An 18,928-nucleotide genomic window follows, 5' to 3' on the forward strand; every position below is an offset into this window, starting at 1 on the left:
TGGTTCGACCCGGAACAAGTCGCGCAGATAGCATCGTGCCATAGTCGATGTCCGCAGGGAATTCGTCCAGCACTTGCACCACTGCTGCACGTCGAGCGGTCGGCACCCGACCGGGTACCCGCGCCTTTTTGGACCTGCTTCTACCAGGCACTTCTCGTATTGGTGTGGTTCGTTGCAGGTGAGGACCAACCCCCGGAGTGCCAGGTTCGGCGTGTCGCGCGCCATCGCCTGCCGACACGTCGCCGGGGCCGTACGAGCTGGCAACGCGGACACCCATGCCGTACGACGCGGTCGCGGCAGGTTGCCACCGACCGGCTCGTCGCACGTGCCCCCGAACGGGAAGCTGCCCGACACCAGCCGATGCGGTACCTCGGAGAATGCGGCTTCGCCGTTCTCACCTGGCGACGGCGCACGCGCCGCCGCCGCACCGCCAGCCCTCGAAGCGTCGGCGACACCGTCAGTGCCGTCTGCACCCCACACTTCGAGTTTCGACACCTACCTGATTCATGTCGAAATCAGGTCATTGCCCCACGCAGTACTCGTAGCCGCCTCGGCGCAGCCGAGGCGGACAAGCAGAGCGAGTCGACCGAGCGCCGCCGCGGCGTCTGGAGCCCGAGCACACGCGGCGAAGCCGTCGTGCGCGCAGGGCGAAGACGCCGCACCCGGCGGCGCGAAGCGGAGCGAGTCGCGCCAGCTAGCAGAGCGAGTCGACCGAGCGCCGCCGCGGCGTCTGGAGCCGAGGACGACGAGGCGAAGCCTTCGTCGCCCGCAGGCGAAGACGCCGCACTGGGCGGCGCGAAGCGGAGCGAGCCGCACCAGCTCCGCTGGTGCGGGCTAGCAGGGAGCGAGTCGACCGAGCGCCGCCGCGGCGTCTGGAGCCCGAGCACACGCGGCGAAGCCGTCGTGCGCGCAGGGCGAAGACGCCGCACCCGGCGGCGCGAAGCGGAGCGAGTCGCGCCAGCTAGCAGAGCGAGTCGACCGAGCGCCGCCGCGGCGTCTGGAGCCGAGGACGACGAGGCGAAGCCTTCGTCGCCCGCAGGCGAAGACGCCGCACTGGGCGGCGCGAAGCGGAGCGAGCCGCACCAGCTCCGCTGGTGCGGGCTAGCAGGGAGCGAGTCGACCGAGCGCCGCCGCGGCGTCTGGAGCCCGAGCACACGCGGCGAAGCCGTCGTGCGCGCAGGGCGAAGACGCCGCACCCGGCGGCGCGAAGCGGAGCGAGCCGCACCAGCTCCGCTGGTGCGGGCTAGCAGGGAGCGAGCCGCCTCGGCGGAGCCGAGGCCAACCAACTCAGTGTCCGTTGAAGGCGTCTCGCATGCGGGAGAAGAAGCCGCCCTGCTTGCTCAGTTCGGCGACCTCCTCGCCCCGGGTCTTGGCGAAGTCGCGCAGCATCCGTTCCTGGTCGGCGTCGAGCTTGGTCGGGGTCCGTACGTCCAGGTGGACGAAGAGGTCACCTCGGCCGGTGCCGCGCAGGTGCGGTACGCCACGTGCGCGCAGCCGGATGGTGCTGCCCGGCTGGGTGCCCGGCTTGACGTCGACGGGTTCGTCGCTGTCGAGGGTCTTGATGGTGAGCCGGGTGCCGAGGGCGGCGGCGGTCATCGGCACGGTGACCCGGCAGTGCAGGTCGTCGCCCTTGCGGGAGTAGACGTCGTGGGTCCGTTCGGAGATTTCGACGTAGAGGTCGCCAGCGGTGCCGCCGCCGGGGCCGACCTCGCCCTGCTGGGCGAGGCGGATCCGCATGCCGTCCTCGACCCCGGCCGGGATCTTGACGGTGAGCGAGCGGCGGGTCCGGACCCGGCCGTCGCCGGCGCAGGTGGGGCAGGGGTGCGGGATGACGGTGCCGTAGCCCTGGCAGACGGTGCACGGCCGGGACGAGACGACCTGGCCGAGGAAGGTCCGCTGTACGGACTGCACCTCGCCGCGACCTCCGCAGGCTTCGCAGGTGGCGAGGTGGGTGCCGGCGGCGGTGCCGGCCCCGGAGCAGGTGGTGCAGAGTACGGCGGTGTCGACGGTGATCGGTGCCTCGACGCCGAAGGCGGTCTCGTCGAGGTCGAGTTCGAGTCGGAGGATCGCGTCGGCGCCGGGGCGGGTACGCGGTCGAGGTCCCCGGCTGCCGCCCGCGGCACCGAAGAAGGCGTCCATGATGTCCTGGAAGCCGACGAACGGGCCGGCGCCGCCGGCTCCCGCGCCGCCACCGCCGCCGGGGGCCAGGGGGTCCCCGCCGAGGTCGACGATCTGCCGCTTCTGTGTGTCGGATAGGACCTCGTAGGCGGCGTTGATGTCCTTGAACTTCTCGTGCGCCTCCGGGTCCGGATTGACGTCCGGGTGGAACTGCCGCGCCAGCTTGCGGTAGGCGCGCTTGATCTCGTCGTCGGAGGCCTCTCGGTTGACGCCGAGAATCCCGTAGTAGTCCTTGGCCACTGTGTTCCGTGTCCCCATGTCAGTCGTGCCGTCCGCCGGTCGTCAGGTCAACTTTGTCGATCAGTTCCGCGTCGGTGCTTTCCCGCTACTCCGGCGCTCTGGTTCCTATCCGGGCGCTCTGGTTCCGCGCCGCGCTGCCCGCCGCACCGGCACCATCAGTTCTGCGCCAGTAGGTCGCCCACGTACCGGGCCACGGCGCGTACGGTCGCGATGGTGCCGGGGTAGTCCATCCGGGTCGGCCCGAGCACTCCGAGCCCGCCGAGGATGGTGTTGCCGGTGCCGTACCCGGTGCTCACGACCGAGGCGGCCCGCAGGTTGTCGATCTCATTCTCGTCGCCGATCCGAATGCGCAGCGTACTGGGTTCGACCTCGCCGAAGAGCTTGAGCAGGATGACTTCCTCCTCCAGCGCTTCGAGGATCGGCCGCAGCGAGCCCTGGAAGTCGAGCAGGCCGCCACGGGTCAGGTTGGCGGTCCCGGCGAGCGCGATCCGTTCCTCGTGCCGTTCGACGAGGGTTTCCAGCAGCACTGTCGCGAGTGTCGCCATGGCCGGGCGCAGTTCCGGGGTCACCTCGTCAACCAACGCCTGAACCAGCGGTGGGGTTTCGGAGAGGCGGCTGCCGACGAGCTTCTCGTTGACCAGCCGGCGAAGGTCGGTGACGTCGTCGGCGAGCAGTGGCGCGGGCATCTCGACCAGGCGCTGTTCGACCCGGCCGGTGTCGGCGATCATGACGAACATGAGCCGGGTGGTGGAGATCGGCACCAGCTCCAGGTGTCGTACGGAGGAGCGGGCCAGGCTCGGGTACTGGACCACGGCGACCTGCCGGGTGAGCTGGGCGAGCAGGCGTACGGTGCGGTGCACGACGTCGTCGAGGTCGACCGCGCCGGCCAGGAAGCGTTCGATGGCCCGACGCTCGGCCGGGGTGAGTGGCTTGACCCGGGAGAGGCGGTCGACGAAGAGTCGGTAGCCACGGTCGGTGGGGACCCGGCCCGCGCTGGTGTGCGGCTGCCGGAGGTAGCCCTCTTCCTCGAGCACGGCCATGTCGTTGCGGACGGTGGCCGGCGAGACGCCGAGCTGGTGCCGTTCGACGAGGGCTTTGCTGCCGACGGGCTCCTGGGTGGAGACGTAGTCCTCCACGATCGCGCGCAGGACGTCGAGCTTCCGGTCGTCGAGACCCATTCTCCACCTCCCTACGACCCGGGTCCGGGCAGCACCCGGCCCACCAGTCTGGCACTCGACTGTAACGAGTGCCAGTCTACGACGTGGGTCCGGCCGGTTGCGATGATCAACCTCGCGTCGAGCCGAAGATCTTGAATGATTGCTGGACGATAACTGACTCTCTGTCGGCATAGCAGCTTCAGTCGGCAATTGTCCAGAGAAAGTCACCGCTGGTCGGTGGCGTCGTTTGGTCGGTGCCCCTACCGTGACCCCATGACTGAACCACCTCGCCCGCCCGGAGACAACGGCCCCGGCGGCAACCAGCCGGAACCGCCGACCACTCCGTTCACATCCCCCGGCTCGTACTCGAGTCCCGGCGAGGCTCCACCTCCGGGTTACGCCCCGCCCCCGGCCGCGCCGCAGTACGGCACGCCGCCCCCCACCTCCGGTGGCGGCTACCCGCCGCCCGGTGGTTACCCGCCCCCCGGTGGTTACCCGCCGGGTGGTTATCCCCCGGCCGGCGGTGGCTACCCCCCGCCGGGTGGCTACTACGGCGGCCCGGCCCCGGCCGGCTTCGCCAACAGCGAAGAGAAGACCTGGGCTCTCGTCGCCCACTTCGGCGGTGCCGCGGGCGCCTTCATCAGCGGCGGCGTGGCCGGTTGGATCGCCCCGCTGGTCGCGCTCCTGGCCAAGGGGAACACCTCCCCGACCGTACGGGCGCACTCGGTGACCGCACTGAACTTCCAGGTGCTCTGGTCGATCATCGGTGTGGTCGGGTACATCTTCCTCTGCATCGGGATCGGCATCATCGGCGTCCTCGGCGCCTGGGCGCTCGGAACGATCTTCGGGATCATCGCCGGAGTCAAGGCGACCAACGGGGAGTACTACAAGTACCCGATGTCGCCGAACATGATCAAGTAACGACCACGAGCCCGGTAACGGGGTCGGGCCCGACCACCCGACCCCGTACCGTCATCCGACCCGTCGGCTACGGCAGCAGGTCGCGTACCACCGCGTCGGCGAGCAGTCGGCCGCGCAGGGTCAGCACCGCCCGGCCGTCGGCGTACTCCCCCGGGTCCAGCAGCCCGTCGGCCAGCGCCCGCGCCGCCCCGGCCCGCCCCGGGTCGTCCAGCCCGGTCAACGGCAGGCCGGACGCCAACCGCAGCCGCAACATCACGTCCTCCATGTGCCGATCGTCCCCGGTGAGCACTTCCCGGGCGTGGCCCGGAGACTCACCGGCGGCCAGCCGGGCCGCGTACGCGCTGGGGTGTTTGACGTTCCACCAGCGCACGCCGCCGACATGGCTGTGCGCCCCCGGACCGAGGCCCCACCAGTCACCGCCGGTCCAGTAGAGCAGGTTGTGCCGGCACCGGCCGGCCGCCGTCCGGGACCAGTTGGAAACCTCGTACCAGGAGAAACCAGCCGCGCCGAGGGCGGCCTCAGCGGCCAGGTAGCGGTCCGCCGCCACGTCGTCACTGGGGTACGGCAGCTCCCCGCGCCGCATCCGGCCGGCGAGCCGGGTGCCGTCCTCCACGATCAGGGCGTACGCGCTGACGTGGTCGACCCCCGCCTCCGTCACCGCCGCCAGCGAGGCGGCGAAGTCCTCGGCGCTCTCCCCCGGCGTGCCGTAGATCAGGTCCAGGTTGACGTGGTCAAACCCGGCGTCACGCGCCTCCAACGCCGCCTGGACCGCCCGTCCCGGGGTGTGCCTGCGGTCCAGCAGCGCGAGCACACCCGGGGCGGCCGACTGCATCCCCAGCGAGATCCGGGTGTACCCGGCGGCCCGGAGTGTCTTCAACGACTCCGGCGTCACCGACTCCGGGTTCGCCTCGGTGGTGACCTCCGCGTCGGCGGCGAGCCCCCAGGTCCGGTCGATTCCGTCCAGGATCCGGGCCAGCTCGTCGGCGGGGAGCAGGGTCGGGGTGCCACCACCGACAAACACCGTGTCGACCCGGGCCGGCGGCCGCTCCCCCAGCACCCGGCCGGCCAGCGCCAGCTCCGCCAGGACCGAGTCGGCGTAACCGTCCCGAGCGCCCCCGCCACCGAGCTCCGTGGCCGTGTAGGTGTTGAAGTCGCAGTACCCGCACCGGCTGGCGCAGAACGGCACGTGCACGTACACCCCGAAGCCTCGGGCGCCGACGGCGGCAAGGGAGGTACGGGGCAGCGAACCGTCGACGGGTACGGGTTCACCTTCGGGGAGCAGACCGGGCATGCGACTAGTGTGCCGGCATGACCTCAGCCCCTGACACGCTCGTCCGGGTGTCGACGGCGTCCGGGGTGACCACGCTCACCCTGGACAGCCCGCACAACCGCAACGCGCTCTCCACGCCGCTGATGAACCAGCTCCTCGCCGCGCTCGCCGAGGCTGTGACGGACGACACCGTACGGGCGGTGGTCCTGACCCACACCGGGCCGGTCTTCTGCTCCGGCGCCGACCTCAAGGAGACCGCGGCGGCGTACGCCAGCGGCTCCGTACCGGCCGGCAGGCTCGGCGAGGTGCTCACCGCCATCTGCGAGTGTCCGAAGCCGGTACTGGCCCGGGTCGCCGGTCCGGCCCGCGCCGGCGGCCTGGGGTTGATCGCCGCCGCCGACATCGCCGTCTGTACGTCGGACGCCACCTTCGCCTTCACCGAGGTACGGATCGGGGTGATCCCGGCGGTGATCTCGGCGACCGTACTGCCCCGGTTGCAGCCCCGAGCCGCCGCCGAGCTCTACCTGACCGGGGAGACCTTCGACGGCGACCGGGCCGAACGGATCGGGCTGGTCAGCCGGGCGGTGCCGGCCGACGCGCTGGACCAGACCGTGGCCGCGTACTGCGCGGCCCTGGTCCGGGGCGCTCCCGCTGCCCTGGCCGGGACGAAGGAACTGCTGCGCCGACCCGCCGGGACGGACCTCCGGGCGGACGTGGCCGAACTGGGCGCCATCTCGACCGGTTACTTCCTCTCCGAGGAAGGGCGGGAGGGAATCCTGGCGTTCCGCGAGAAACGGCCGGCTCGTTGGGTACCCGGAGCCTGAGCAGCGCGGAACGGCATTCGACGCCGGTACAGATCACGTAAAAAACTGGTGAGCACAGGTTTACCGCAAGAACAAGGCTGGTGGTGGGTACGGACCCGGCACGTACGCTAGGCCTGTTCCGCCGACCGGCGGCCCGTGGGGCCGGTCCGGACGGCGGGCCGGGCCGGGCCGGTCGACAAGCGGGGGGTGCGGGTGCGGACTCGAGCGATGGTGGCCGCTGGCGTGGCGCTGGCGGCGGTCGCCGCCTTCGGGGTCTACCTCGGCTCACGCGAGATCGTCGGCAAGCTGCCGCTGCCGACGGTCCAGGGCTGCACCGTCCAGGCCGACGGCCAGGTCAACCTGAACCCGGAGCAGATGGCGAACGCGGCCACGATCGCGGCGATCGGGGTCCAGCGGAAGATGCCGGAGCAGGCTGTGGTGGTCGCCCTGGCAACGGCCTTCCAGGAGTCCAGGTTGGAGAACCTGGCCGGCGGCGACCGTGACTCGATCGGACTGTTCCAGCAACGCCCCAGCCAGGGCTGGGGCACCCCGGAGGAGATCCGGGACCCGCGCTACGCGGCTAAGAAGTTCTACGCCGCGCTGAAGAAGGTGAAGGGCTGGGAGGCGATGCGGGTCACCGACGCCGCCCAGCGGGTGCAGCGCTCCGCGTTCCCGGAGGCGTACGAGAAGTGGGCCGACGAGTCAGCCGTACTCACCCGGGCGCTGCTCGGGAACGCGACCGGTGCGGTCGCCTGCACCGTCGGCACCGAACCGCTGCTGCGCGGTGCCGCCGCAGCCGCCGCCCTGACCGACGGGCTGAACCTGGACTGGGGCAAGTTGCAGACCACCGTGCCGGCCGAGCTGACCGGCCTGGCGGTGCCGGCAGCCAATCTCCAGACCGGCTGGCGCTACGCCCACTGGCTGGTCTCACACGCCCGGGACAACGGCGTGAAGCGGGTCAGCTTCGAGAATCTGGAGTGGACCGCCGACGACGGGTCGTGGACCCTGGTCGAGAACGGTTCGGCCAACTCGGCCCTGGTCGTCGCCGAGGTCTACGCCGAGGGGTGACCCGGTCGGGGCGTACCGTCAGCCGGAGACACCGGCGGTCCGACGTAGCACCCGTTCGCGCACGCGGCCGGGGAGTTCCGGCACGTCGAGCAGGCGCGGCAACAGCTCCGGACTGGTGTTGAAGGCCCGGAACACCTCGCCGATGGTGACCCCGTGCGCCGGCCGGTGCACCACCGTCACCAGGTCACCCGCGCCGACCTCGCCGTCACGGAGCACCCGCAGGTACGCCCCCGGAAAGGCTCGGGCGGTGAACCGTTTGATCAGGTCCCGTACGTCCCAGAAGCCGGCGAAGGTCCGACAGGGCGTACGGGGCTGGCTCACCTCGAGCAGCGCGCCGCCGACCTCCCAACGCTCGCCGATCACCGCACCGGTGACGTCGACCCCCTCGGTGGAGAGGTTCTCACCGAACCCGCCCGGTGGGATCTCCCGCCCCAGTTCCTCCGACCACCAGGCGGCGTCCTCCCGGGCATACGAGTAGACCGCCTTGTCCGGGCCACCGTGGACCGAGGTCTCGGCGACGAAGTCGCCGGTCACCCCCTGTGCGTGCAGCCCCACCCGACCCGGTGCCGGGCGCTTGTCGATCCCGCTGCGTCCGCTCGGATCCCCGGCCCAGGGGGCCACGGTCACGACGGCCAGGTTCACGGATGCCACTCTCCCCGTCATGGACGACAGCCTACGGCGCCACCGGTTACGGCAGACGCACACGGCAGGGGCGCCGGACCGGATCGGTCGGGCGCCCCAGCCGTGCGTACGGGAGGTCGGTGCGGGGATCAGTAGCGGCTGACACTGCGGCGGCCGCCGACACCGGCCACGATGGCCACCGCGATCGCCGCGACAACCACCTGGACCAGCAGCTCACGCCAGTCGATGCCGGCGGTCTCGGTGGCGATGCCCGCGGCCCGGGCGATCACCGTACCGAGGAGCGCGGCGCCGACGCCGATCAGCATGTGCAGCCACATCGGGATGTTCTGCCGGCCCGGCACGACCAGGCGGCCGAGCGCACCGACGATGAGGCCAACAATAAGGGCGGTGATGATACCGAGAACAGTCATCGGTCGTCTCCTACTCGGATCGGTCACACCTTGTCGTGTGGTGACCGGATAGTGCCCGACCGCCGGAAAATTCAAACCGACTCAGAGCCCGAGTTGTCGCGCCGCCGCCCGAACGGCCGCATCCATCGTTTCGAAGGCCAAAGGGGGCGGATCCGCCAGCGGGAACCAGGTCATGCCGGACGACTCCGCCGGGTCGAGCCGGATCTTGTCGTCGGCTCCGATCGTGGCCAGGTAGAAGATGTCCAGTACGGGCAGCGTCTCGCCCTGGTAGTCGTAGCCGCCGACGTACATGCCGACGAAGGCGCCGAGCGTCACCTCGACCCCGAGTTCCTCACGCCCCTCCCGGACCGCCGCGACCTCGGGATGCTCCCAGCCGTCGCAGAAGCCGCCCGGTGTCTCCCAGAGCCCGGACCGGGGCTCGGCGGCCCGGCGCAGGGCCAGGAACCGGGGCGTGACCGGGTCACCGTCGAGCAGGATCAGACTGGCGGTCGGGCGGGCGTTGACAAAGAGGGCGTACCCGCAGGAGCCGCAGACCGTGGGCGGGGCGCCGGCCAGCGGCGCCCCGCAGCGCGGGCAGAACGAGGCGTCCGGCCCGTACGTCCGTGGTTTCACTTCTTGCCGCCGGCCGCCTTGCCGCCCTTGCCGTCGCCGGACGACTCGTCGGAGGAGAGCGCGGCGATGAACGCCTCCTGGGGAACCTCGACCCGGCCCACCATCTTCATCCGCTTCTTGCCCTCCTTCTGCTTCTCCAGCAGCTTGCGCTTACGGGTGATGTCACCGCCGTAGCACTTGGCGAGCACGTCCTTGCGGATCGCCCGGATCGTCTCCCGGGCGATGACCCGGTTGCCGATCGCGGCCTGGATCGGCACCTCGAACTGCTGCCGGGGGATCAGCTTCTGCAGCTTCGCGGCGATGCTGACGCCGTAGTTGTACGCCTTGTCCTTGTGCACGATCGCGCTGAACGCGTCGACCGGCTCACCGTGCAGCAGGATGTCCACCTTGACCAGGTCGGACTGCTGCTCACCGGAGGGCTCGTAGTCAAGCGACGCGTAGCCCTTGGTACGGCTCTTGAGCTGGTCGAAGAAGTCGAAGATGATCTCGGCGAGGGGAAGCGTGTAACGCAGCTCCACCCGGTCGGCGGAGAGGTAGTCCATGCCGAGCAGGGTGCCCCGGCGCCCCTGGCAGAGCTCCATCACCGCGCCGACGAAGTCGTTCGGGGTCAGCACGGTCGCCCGCACCACCGGCTCGTACACCTCGGCGACCTTGCCGCTCGGGTACTCGCTCGGGTTGGTGACCGTGATCTCGCTGCCGTCCTCCAGCTTCGCCCGGTAGACCACGTTCGGCGCGGTGGAGATCAGGTCGAGGTTGTACTCGCGTTCCAGCCGCTCCCGGATGATCTCCAGGTGGAGCAGGCCGAGGAAGCCACAGCGGAAGCCGAAGCCGAGCGCACCGGAGGTCTCCGGCTCGTAGTCGAGCGCGGCGTCGTTCAACTTCAGCTTGTCCAGCGCGTCCCGGAGGTTGGGGTAGTCGGAGCCGTCGATCGGGTAGAGACCCGAGTAGACCATCGGCCTCGGGTCCTTGTAACCACCGAGCGCCTCCCGGGCCGGCCGGGAGTTGAGGGTCACGGTGTCACCGACGCGGGACTGACGTACGTCCTTCACCCCGGTGATCAGGTAACCCACCTCGCCGACGCCGAGCGCGCCGTGCTTCTCCATCTCCGGCGAGATGACCCCGATCTCCAGCAGCTCGTGTACGGCGCCGGTCGACATCATCTTGATCCGCTCGCGGGCCTCGATCCGGCCGTCGATCACCCGGACGTAGGTGACCACGCCCCGGTAGACGTCGTACACCGAGTCGAAGATCATCGCGCGGGCCGGGGCGTCGGCGTCGCCGACCGGCGGCTTGAACTGCCGCACGATCTCGTCGAGCAGGTACGGCACCCCGTCGCCGGTCTTGCCGGAAACCCGGATGCAGTCACTCGGCTCGCACCCGATCAGGTGCGCCAACTCCTCGGCGTACTTGTCCGGCTGGGCGGCCGGCAGGTCGATCTTGTTCAGCACCGGGATGATGGTGAGGTTGTTCTCCATCGCCAGGTAGAGGTTCGCCAGCGTCTGCGCCTCGATCCCCTGAGCCGCGTCGACCAGCAGCACCGCGCCCTCACAGGCGGCCAGCGACCGGGAGACCTCGTAGGTGAAGTCCACGTGGCCCGGGGTGTCGATCATGTTGAGCACGGCCTGCTCGCCCTGCTGCTCGCCCTCGCGTACGGTCCACGGCATCCGGACCGCCTGGCTCTTGATGGTGATGCCGCGCTCGCGCTCGATATCCATCCGGTCCAGGTACTGCGCCCGCATCTGCCGTGGGTCGACCACGCCGGTGAGCTGCAACATCCGGTCGGCCAGGGTCGACTTCCCGTGGTCGATGTGGGCGATGATGCCGAAGTTCCTGATCCGACCGGGGTCGGTGGCACCAGGAGTGTTCGCGCCGGGGTCGGGCGTCGGTGGCACGGCGGTCCGTTCTAATCGGGCGGGCGAGCCGGTCGGGCCGGCAAGCCGCTGCGCTGATTCGGGCTGGATCGGAACTGGTCGGCGGTACGCGACGGCCGGTGGGCGGTACGCGACGGCCGACGCGGCGCCGACCACTCTCTATGATCCCATGCCCTCGGGGAACCCCGCCGCAGCCCATCCGTTCACTCCGGGCGGAACGCCCACCCGGCTGGCGAGGTGGAGCCGGGCGGCGGCGGGCTACTCGGCCGGTGGTTCGACAAAGAGCGCAGCCAGCCGGGGCAGCTGCCGCCGGGCGGACTCCTCGTCGTCGAAGTCCCAGAACTCGTCCAGCTTCGGGTAGGCGGCGTGCTCCTGCTCCGGCATCTCGCTCGCGGTGGCCTTCCGGTAGGCGTTGCGGGCGAGGTGCAGGACCTCCCCGGCCTCGAACTCCGCACCGGTGACCGCCGCCTGACGGATCGCCGGGAGCCCGGCCAGCGAGTCCGGGTCCTTGACCGCCTGGGCAAAGGTCGCCCGGCCCTGGAGCAGCAACCAGCAGCGGAAATACTCGAAGCCGTCATCGGAGCAGCCGCCGTTGATCAGGTAGGCCGCGCCCCAGAGGTCCGCCCGGTAGGAGGCGGCGAGCACCCGCCACAGGTGCTGGTCGAAGCCCTCGATCTCGGTCACGTCGCGGGCGGCCAGCAGGGCGACCAGCCGTTCCATGATCGCTCCGCTGTCACCGTCGGCACCGGTACGCGCCTCGTCGATCAGTGCCCAGAACTCGTCGGTCCTCATGTCCCGGCAGTCTGGCAGACCGCCGGGTCCGCCCCCACCACCCCTCGCCGCGTCGACCGTACGGCGGCAGCGGCACCGGTGGACCACGTTGGGGCAGGATGGGGAGATGTCCGCGAGCCCGTTGCCGCTGGTGCCGTACGGTGCGACCGCCGTCCGACCGGACTGGGCCGACCTGCCGGCCGAGCTGCGTGCCGCGATCAGTGCCCGACTGGGGTCGACGGTGAGCTGGGCGACCACCGCCGGCGGCGGCTTCACCAGCGGCTTCACCGGCGTGCTCCACACCACCGCCGGTGACCGGGTCTTCGTGAAGGCCGCCTCCCTGACCGACCAGCGGCACCTCAGCGACTGGTACGCCCGGGAGATCGCGATCATCGCCGCGCTCCCGCCCGACCTACCGGTCGCCCGCCCCCGGTGGGCCCTCACCGCCGCCGGTTACTTCGTCATCTGCCTGGACGCCGTCGACGGCCGTACACCCGCCCTGCCGTGGCACCCGGCCGACCTGACCGCCACCCTGGCCGCGTACGCGCGGGTGGCGCAGGCGCTGCGGGAGCCCCCGGCCGAACTGGTCGCGCTGGGCCTGCCCCAGCTCGCCGACCTGCTCCGGTCGGACCTCTCCTGGTGGCGCGAGATCGTCGACGGGCAGGAGCCGGTCCCGCCGGGGATGCCGGCCAGCCTGCGTGACCGGATACCCGAGCTGGCCGCCCTGGAGGGGCTGATGCCGGGGTACGCCCTCGGCACCGGCCTGATCCACTGCGACCTGCGACTGGACAACGTCCTCGTCGACCGGGCCGGGAGCGCGTGGATCTGCGACTGGAACTGGCTCTGCTTCGGCCCCGCCTGGTTCGACCTGGCGGGCCTGCTCGTCACCGTGTACGCCAGCGGGCTCGACGCCGACCGTGTCTTCGCCGCGCATCCGGCCGCCCGGGACGCCCCGGCCGACGGACTGGACGCGGCCCTCGCCTCGCTCGCCGGTTACTGGCTCGTCCGGGCCACCGCGGAGCCGGTGGCGGACTCCCCGCACCTGCGGGCGCACCAGCGCTGGAGCGGTGAGACGGCGCTGGCCTGGCTGGCCGCTCGCCGCGGCTGGCGGTGACCGGTTTTGGCCTCACCCGGCCGACCTGGTAACCTGACTTTTCGCGTGTGGCGATGTCACTGTGTGTTGGCGCCCTAGGGGCTCCCGCCGATCGTCGCCCGTGCATCAAGCTGACCAACCCGAGCTATCAAGACGAGGCTGTCGCGTGGCGAACATTAAGTCCCAGATCAAGCGCAACCGGCAGAACGAAAAGCGCCGGCTGCGTAACAAGTCGGTCAAGTCGTCGCTGAAGACCGCCATCCGCAAGTTCAACGAGGCGACCGTTGCCGGTGACACCGAGCAGGCCACCGCGCTGATGCGGGACGCCTCGCGCAAGCTGGACAAGGCGGTCAGCAAGGGCGTCATCCACCAGAACCAGGCGGCGAACCGCAAGTCGGCCATCGCCAAGCGCCTGCAGTCGGCCACCGCCGCCTGACGGTTCCGACCCAGACTTCACCAGTTACGCCCTGAGCTTCGGCTCGGGGCGTAGCTGTCGTTGGTCCGGAGTGTCGGGCGCTACTCGTAGTGCCGGGTGCCGGACTGGCTCGCCCGCCGCTGTGCGGCGTCCGGCTGCTCGGACCACCGGCCGGTCTGCTGGCCCTGCCACTGCTGCTCGGTCCGCTCCCCCGCCGCCGGCTGGGCGTTGGCCGGTCGCCCGATCGGGGTACGACGGGTGCCGGCGTGGCCGGAGTTGGCCCGGAGCCGGTTCGCCGCCGCCCGTCCCAGCACCACCCTCGCCGCCGTCGGCAGGGCCTCGGCCGCAGCGGCAGTACCGACCCGGGGGTCGCCCGGCACGGACCGGGACGCGCCCGCCGTACCAGTGACCCGCCGCTGCTCGTGGCCGGCGGACCCGGCACCGGGCGGGCCGCCCTGGGTGTCCGGGCTGATCTTCCACTCCTCGGGCACCCTGGCCCGGCCGACCGCCGGCAGCATCTCCCGGCGGAACCGTTCCTGTTCGAGGTCGGGCACCCGGGCGGCGGACCGGACCACCGCCGCGGCCACCAGGTCATTCATCTTGACCATGACCGCGACCGTCATCGGCAGGACCAGTACGCCCCACCAGTTGACCAGTTCGGCGAGGGCGAGCAGCAGGCCCAGCGCGACGGTGCCCTCGAAGAAGAGGAAGCAGAGCAGGCCACCTGGGTCGACGTGGTGCAGCCGGAGCACCCGGGAGTAGAGCGGGCGGACCCGTTCGTCGTCGGCAACGGTGCTCTCAACGACCGGCTCGAGCAGCCGGGGGTAGACCCGTACGGTGGGGTGTTCCGCGCGCGACGCCCCGTCGAGGTCGGCGCAGACCTCCGCGACCAGACCCGGGTAACTCGCCGCGATGTCGCCGACCACCACCGGAACGGCCACGTCGGGCGATTCCGACAGGTTGGGGTAGCTGACGTCCTGGGCCACCCGGGCCCGCCGGATGGCACGTATCTGTCCGGGTAGCCGGAGACGGGACGACCCGCTCATCGCGTACCACCTCCGGTACGGGCGGCGGCGACCGCGAAGACCGCCCGTTCCAGCGCGTACCCCCGGTCGTCCGCGCCGCCCTTGACCGCGGCGTTGCACTCGGCCGCCGCCTGCATGGCGTCCACCAGCCCTTCCGGGGTCCAGCCACGACCCTGTCGCTGGGCCCGTTCGATCTTCCAGGCGGGCATGCCGAGCGTGCTCGCGAGCTGGTACGCGCTGCCCCGCCCGGCGGAACTCACCCGGGCGACGGTCCGTACGCCGTCGGCGAGGGCGTCGGCGATCGGCACCGGGTCGACGCCGACGTGCAGCGCCCAGCGCAGCGCCTCCAGGGCACCGGGTACGTCACCGACCATGGCGGCGTCGGCGACGGTGAAGCCGCTCACCTCGGCCCGGCCCTTGTAGTAGCGGGCGACCGTGTCGGCGCCGATCCGCCCGTCGGTGTCGGCGATCAACTGCGCGCAGGCGGAGGCGAGTTCGCGCAGGTCGTTGCCGACCGCGGCGACCAGGGCAGCCGCCGCGTCGTCGGTGGCGCGGCCACCGGCGCGCTTGAACTCGTCGCGGACGAAGGCGATCCGCTCCCGGTCTCCCTTGAGCTTGGCCGCCGGGATAACCGTCGCTCCGGCGGTACGGAGTCCGTCGGCGAAGGCCTTGCCCTTGGCGCCGCCAGCGTGCGCCACCACCAGGTGGACGTCCGGGTCGGGATTCTTCACGTACGCCAGCAGGGTGGCGACCAGGTCCTTGCGGGCGTCCTGGCCACCACGTAGGAGGATCACCCGGCGACCGCCGAAGAGGGAGGGGCTGAGCATCTCGGCGAGTTCGCCGGGGTTGACCGAACCGGCCTCGTACTCGCGGACGTCGGCGTCGGGTTCGATCGCCCGAGCCGATTCGGCGGCCCCGGAGAGCGCCCGGGTGACGAGTAGTTCCTCATCGCCGAGGACGAGCGTTACCGGGGGGAGGCTAACAGGGGTCACGTCGTCATCGTCGCACGTTGGGTGCGCGCGTCGGGCCTGGTCACCCCAGTACCCGTAGCCGAGCCCGCACTTAGCGCAAATCCAGACATTTATCTTAATCCCGACCTACTACTCATGGCTGGCGGCCCCCTACCCCGGTCATCCCGGCCGCTCGTCCGTCGCGTCGAGGCCACGTACGACAACGGCGAGCCGCGTGTCACGGAGCACCACCGCCAGATCCCCGTCGGTGTCCGTACGCAGCACCCGGGCACCGTTGCGGGTCAACCGGGCAAGCACGGCCGGATTCGGGTGTCCGTAGTCGTTGCCGACCCCGACCGGGACCAGCGCCACCGCCGGGTCGACCACGTCCAGGAAGTCTCCGTCCTGGTAGGCGCTGCCATGGTGGGCAACCTTCAGCACCTCCGCCCGGAGATCGGCGGCGGGCAGGAGGTCCAGCAGCGCACGTTGTTCCTCCTCCTCGGCATCGCCCGGGAGCATGATCCGCACACCACCGACCCGGGCGCGCAGCACCAGGGAGTTGTTGTTCGGATCCGACCTGGTGCCCCGCATCGGGTACGGCGGCCCGAGCAGGGTCAGCTCCACCGGCCCGGCGACGTACCGCCAGCCGGGGCCGATCGAGCGCACCGGAACCCCGGCGGCGGTCGCGGCCCGCTCGACCAGCGCCCGGCCCCCGGCTGGTTCACCCCACTCTGGAGTGACCAGTTCCCCGATCCGGCGTCCCCGCAGCACCCCGTCGAGTCCGCCCACATGGTCGGCGTGCAGGTGACTGAGCACGACAAGCGGGACCGACCGTACGCCGAGCCGACGCAGGCAGCGGTCGGTCGCCGACGGGTCGGGACCGGCGTCGACCACCACCGCCTGTCCAGCCCCGATCGGCAGCACGGCCGTGTCCCCCTGGCCGACCGCACAGACCGCGAAGATCCAGCCGGACGGTGGCCAGCCGGAGGCGACCAGGCGTACCGGCAGCGCACCGACGACCACGGCGACCACGACCACCGGGACCAGTCGACGCACCAACGGATGGCGGGCGGCGACCAGCAGCGCCACGGTGAGCGCGCCGAGCAGCAACCCGCCCCCGACCCCGTCCAGCCAGGGCAGCGTGCCGGCCGGCACCCGCGCGCCGTACCGGGCCACCAGTACCAGCCACCAGGCCGGCCAACTGCCGAGCCAGGCCGCGAACTCCGCTGCGGCCGGCCAGACCGGTGAGACCGTGGCCGCCGCCACGCCGAGTACGGTGGCCGGCGCGATCGCCGGCACTGCCAGCAGATTCGCCGGTACGGCGACCAGGCTGATCGTGCCGGAGAGGCCCGCCACCACCGGGGCGCAGGTCAGTTGCGCCGCCGCCGGGATGGCCAGCGCCTCGGCCAGCCCGGCCGGCACGCCCCGCCCCCGCAACCGATCCCGCCACCTCGGCGCGACCAGCAGCAACCCTCCGGTGGCGAGTACGGAGAGCGCGAACCCGGCGTCGCCGGCCAGTTCCGGGTCGGCCACCACCAGCACGGTGATCGCGGCGCCCAGTGCCGGCAGTGCCGCCCGGGGGCGGCCGACCGCGAGGGCCAGCAGCCCGACCGCCCCCATCGTCGCGGCCCGTACGACACTCGGCGACGGCCGGGCCAGGATGACGAATCCGACCAGGGCGATGGCGCAGATGGCGGCGGTCAGCCACGGTCCGGCGCGCGCCCAGCGGGCGCAGAGCAGCACCAGCCCGACCACAATGGCCACGTTGGCGCCGGAAACAGCATTGAGATGGGTCATTCCGGTGGTCAGGAAGTCGTCCTCGACGGCCGGCAGCAGGCGGCTGGTGTCACCGACCACCAGCCCCGGCAGCAGTCCGCCCGGCTCGTCGGCCAGCGGCAGGCAGGCCCGTTGCAACCCGGCCCGCAGGGTTCCCGCCGCGCGCTGCGTCCACGACGGTTCCCCGATCCGGACCGGTGCACCGTCCGCGGAGAGTACGGCGGCGGTCAGGTCGCCGCCCCGTGCCGGCTGCAACCGGCCGGCGGCACTCAACCGTTGTCCCGGCAACAGGTCGCGCCAGCCCTGGTCGCTGGCGAGTACGAGGATTCGGGCCGGGATCTCGATCCGGCCCCGTGCCGGGTCGCGCAGCCAGTCGAGTTCGGCGGAGACCAGCAGCATCGCCGGCCGACCGGGGGCTCCGGCAACCGCCCGGGGGTCGTCCCGGACGACCAGTTCCACGTCGACCGGGGCACCGGAGCGGGCCAGTTCGGCGAGGGCCGGCGCGTCGCGTACGCCGAGCCGGGCGGCGGTGGCGGCGCTGCCGCAGACCACGCCGAGCAGGGCGGCGACGACGATCCAGCCGTAGCGGACGACAACCGGGCGACGTCCACGGCCACGGGCCAGGTACGCGGCCGCCCCGAGGGCGGCGACACCGGCCACTGCCACGGCCACGATCCCGGTCCGGGCGCAGAGGTGGAGCATCGCGAGGGCGGAGAGCCAGGTCGCCACCGCGACGCTGGCGAGCCGTAGATCCGGTGACCTGTCCTGGGCAACGGACTCGGTGACCAGGGCGCCGGGTTGGCCGGGCTGGCCGGGTTGGCCGGGCTCGTAACCCGGCTGGGAACCGGCCGGTTCCCGTCGGGTGCGCGTGGTGGGCGCCGGGGCGAGCCGTGCGCTCATATCGTGACCAGTTCCTTGAGCTGTTCGTACCGGGCGTCGCCGATGCCGCTGACCTGCCGCAGGTCGCCCACGGAGCGGAAGCCGCCGCGCTGGTCGCGATGGTCGAGGATGCGCTGGGCGAGCACCGGACCGACGCCGGGCAGGGTGTCGAGCTGGGCCAGGGTCGCGGTGTTCAGGTTGACCTTGCCGCCGCCGGCCGGGGCGGGCGGCTGTCCCGGCGCACCCGCCGCACCGGCCGGCGGACCGGCGACACCCGGCGGGGCGCTCACCCCGACCAGGATCAGTTCGCCGTCGGTGACCTTGCGGGCCAGGTTGAGCAGGGCGACATCGACGCCGGGCAGGGCTCCTCCGGCGGCGGTCAGCGCGTCGGCCACCCGGGCACCGGCGGGCAGCCGGACCAGCCCGGGTTTGCGTACCTTGCCGGCGACCGCGACCACCACCTCGGCAGCGGTGCCACCGCTGGGGCTGGCCACGGCGCTCGCCGGCCGGTCCGACGAGCCGACCCCGTCCACTGCCGCCGACGCCGCGACGTCCACCGGCTCGGTCCTCGGTCGGGAGTGCCACGCCCAACCGGCCGCGCCGAGCACCACCAGGGCGGCGACCGCCGCGAGCGCCCGGACTCCGCGCCGGCCCGGGTCGAAGGCCCCGGGTCCGCCCAGCCGAACCGGAACGGCCGGCGGCGGCTCTGTCGCCACCGGATCCACCGCCGCCGGTACGGCGGACCGGTTCGCCCGGCCGGCACGTAGCCGGGCCAGGCGCTCCCGCACCCTCGTCTCGTCCTCGTCAGACACCCGGCGGACGGTAGCCGGATCGGACGGAGCCGAGC

At 71.8% G+C, this 18,928-nt stretch carries 17 protein-coding genes; 5 read left to right on the top strand and 12 right to left on the bottom strand.

Annotation, left to right across the window (positions count from 1 at the left end):
* Window positions 1-1,287 precede the first annotated feature (1,287 nt).
* Entirely contained in the window at window positions 1,288-2,418 is a 1,131-nt protein-coding gene (dnaJ, locus tag BDK92_RS09955) for a molecular chaperone DnaJ (protein ID WP_211349594.1), read from the bottom strand.
* 155 nt (window positions 2,419-2,573) lie between these two features.
* Window positions 2,574-3,596: a heat-inducible transcriptional repressor HrcA gene (gene hrcA, locus BDK92_RS09960; RefSeq protein WP_121156455.1), complete on the bottom strand. Its 1,023-nt coding sequence runs from the start codon at window positions 3,594-3,596 to the stop codon at window positions 2,574-2,576.
* A 252-nt stretch (window positions 3,597-3,848) separates the two neighbouring features.
* Between hrcA and BDK92_RS09965 the strand changes: the two genes are divergently transcribed.
* A complete protein-coding gene (locus BDK92_RS09965) occupies window positions 3,849-4,496 on the top strand; it encodes a DUF4870 domain-containing protein (protein ID WP_121156456.1) in 648 nt (215 codons plus the stop codon).
* Window positions 4,497-4,563: 67 nt separating this feature from the next.
* Here the strand turns inward: BDK92_RS09965 and hemW are convergent, their stop codons facing one another.
* On the bottom strand, window positions 4,564-5,787 hold the full coding sequence (hemW, locus tag BDK92_RS09970) for a radical SAM family heme chaperone HemW (RefSeq protein WP_121156457.1): 1,224 nt from the start codon (window positions 5,785-5,787) through the stop codon (window positions 4,564-4,566).
* Between the two features lie 17 nt (window positions 5,788-5,804).
* Here hemW and BDK92_RS09975 point away from each other — a divergent pair, with 17 nt between their 5' ends.
* Together BDK92_RS09975 and BDK92_RS09980 are read left to right on the top strand one after the other, a co-directional pair.
* Window positions 5,805-6,590, top strand: coding sequence for an enoyl-CoA hydratase family protein (locus tag BDK92_RS09975; RefSeq protein WP_121156458.1), 786 nt, complete (start codon window positions 5,805-5,807; stop codon window positions 6,588-6,590).
* Between the two features lie 186 nt (window positions 6,591-6,776).
* Window positions 6,777-7,637, top strand: a complete 861-nt coding sequence (locus tag BDK92_RS09980; RefSeq protein ID WP_121161909.1) for a hypothetical protein — start codon at window positions 6,777-6,779, stop codon at window positions 7,635-7,637.
* Between the two features lie 18 nt (window positions 7,638-7,655).
* Here BDK92_RS09980 and BDK92_RS09985 read toward each other — a convergent pair whose 3' ends face one another.
* The 5 genes from BDK92_RS09985 to BDK92_RS10005 all read right to left on the bottom strand — a co-directional run bounded on the left by BDK92_RS09985 (window position 7,656) and on the right by BDK92_RS10005 (window position 11,964).
* A complete protein-coding gene (locus BDK92_RS09985) occupies window positions 7,656-8,300 on the bottom strand; it encodes an MOSC domain-containing protein (protein ID WP_121156459.1) in 645 nt (214 codons plus the stop codon).
* A gap of 107 nt (window positions 8,301-8,407) precedes the next feature.
* Window positions 8,408-8,689, bottom strand: coding sequence for a GlsB/YeaQ/YmgE family stress response membrane protein (locus tag BDK92_RS09990; RefSeq protein WP_121156460.1), 282 nt, complete (start codon window positions 8,687-8,689; stop codon window positions 8,408-8,410).
* Window positions 8,690-8,770: 81 nt separating this feature from the next.
* On the bottom strand, window positions 8,771-9,301 hold the full coding sequence (locus tag BDK92_RS09995) for an NUDIX domain-containing protein (protein WP_121156461.1): 531 nt from the start codon (window positions 9,299-9,301) through the stop codon (window positions 8,771-8,773).
* A complete protein-coding gene (lepA, locus tag BDK92_RS10000; RefSeq protein ID WP_121156462.1) occupies window positions 9,298-11,193 on the bottom strand; it encodes a translation elongation factor 4 in 1,896 nt (631 codons plus the stop codon). The genes BDK92_RS09995 and lepA overlap by 4 nt, the downstream gene beginning before the upstream one ends.
* A gap of 237 nt (window positions 11,194-11,430) precedes the next feature.
* On the bottom strand, window positions 11,431-11,964 hold the full coding sequence (locus BDK92_RS10005) for a DUF4240 domain-containing protein (RefSeq protein ID WP_121156463.1): 534 nt from the start codon (window positions 11,962-11,964) through the stop codon (window positions 11,431-11,433).
* 106 nt (window positions 11,965-12,070) lie between these two features.
* On the opposite strand from BDK92_RS10005, the gene BDK92_RS10010 reads away from it, so the two are divergent.
* Both BDK92_RS10010 and rpsT read left to right on the top strand, forming a co-directional pair.
* A complete protein-coding gene (locus BDK92_RS10010) occupies window positions 12,071-13,057 on the top strand; it encodes a phosphotransferase (protein WP_121156464.1) in 987 nt (328 codons plus the stop codon).
* Between the two features lie 145 nt (window positions 13,058-13,202).
* Window positions 13,203-13,472, top strand: coding sequence for a 30S ribosomal protein S20 (gene rpsT / locus BDK92_RS10015; RefSeq protein WP_121156465.1), 270 nt, complete (start codon window positions 13,203-13,205; stop codon window positions 13,470-13,472).
* 80 nt (window positions 13,473-13,552) lie between these two features.
* Here rpsT and BDK92_RS41120 read toward each other — a convergent pair whose 3' ends face one another.
* From BDK92_RS41120 to BDK92_RS10035, 4 genes are all read right to left on the bottom strand, one after another.
* Window positions 13,553-14,497 (bottom strand): hypothetical protein, encoded by a 945-nt coding sequence (locus BDK92_RS41120; protein WP_121156466.1) that lies wholly within the window; start codon window positions 14,495-14,497, stop codon window positions 13,553-13,555.
* Window positions 14,494-15,468: a DNA polymerase III subunit delta gene (gene holA, locus BDK92_RS10025; protein ID WP_121156467.1), complete on the bottom strand. Its 975-nt coding sequence runs from the start codon at window positions 15,466-15,468 to the stop codon at window positions 14,494-14,496. Before holA ends, BDK92_RS41120 begins: the two co-directional genes overlap by 4 nt.
* 138 nt (window positions 15,469-15,606) lie before the next feature.
* Window positions 15,607-18,102 (bottom strand): ComEC/Rec2 family competence protein, encoded by a 2,496-nt coding sequence (locus BDK92_RS10030; protein WP_121156468.1) that lies wholly within the window; start codon window positions 18,100-18,102, stop codon window positions 15,607-15,609.
* Entirely contained in the window at window positions 18,099-18,893 is a 795-nt protein-coding gene (locus BDK92_RS10035; RefSeq protein ID WP_121156469.1) for a ComEA family DNA-binding protein, read from the bottom strand. The genes BDK92_RS10030 and BDK92_RS10035 overlap by 4 nt, the downstream gene beginning before the upstream one ends.
* Between the last annotated feature and the right edge of the window lie 35 nt (window positions 18,894-18,928).

This window comes from Micromonospora pisi, assembly GCF_003633685.1.
Taxonomy (GTDB): Bacteria; Actinomycetota; Actinomycetes; order Mycobacteriales; family Micromonosporaceae; genus Micromonospora_G; species Micromonospora_G pisi.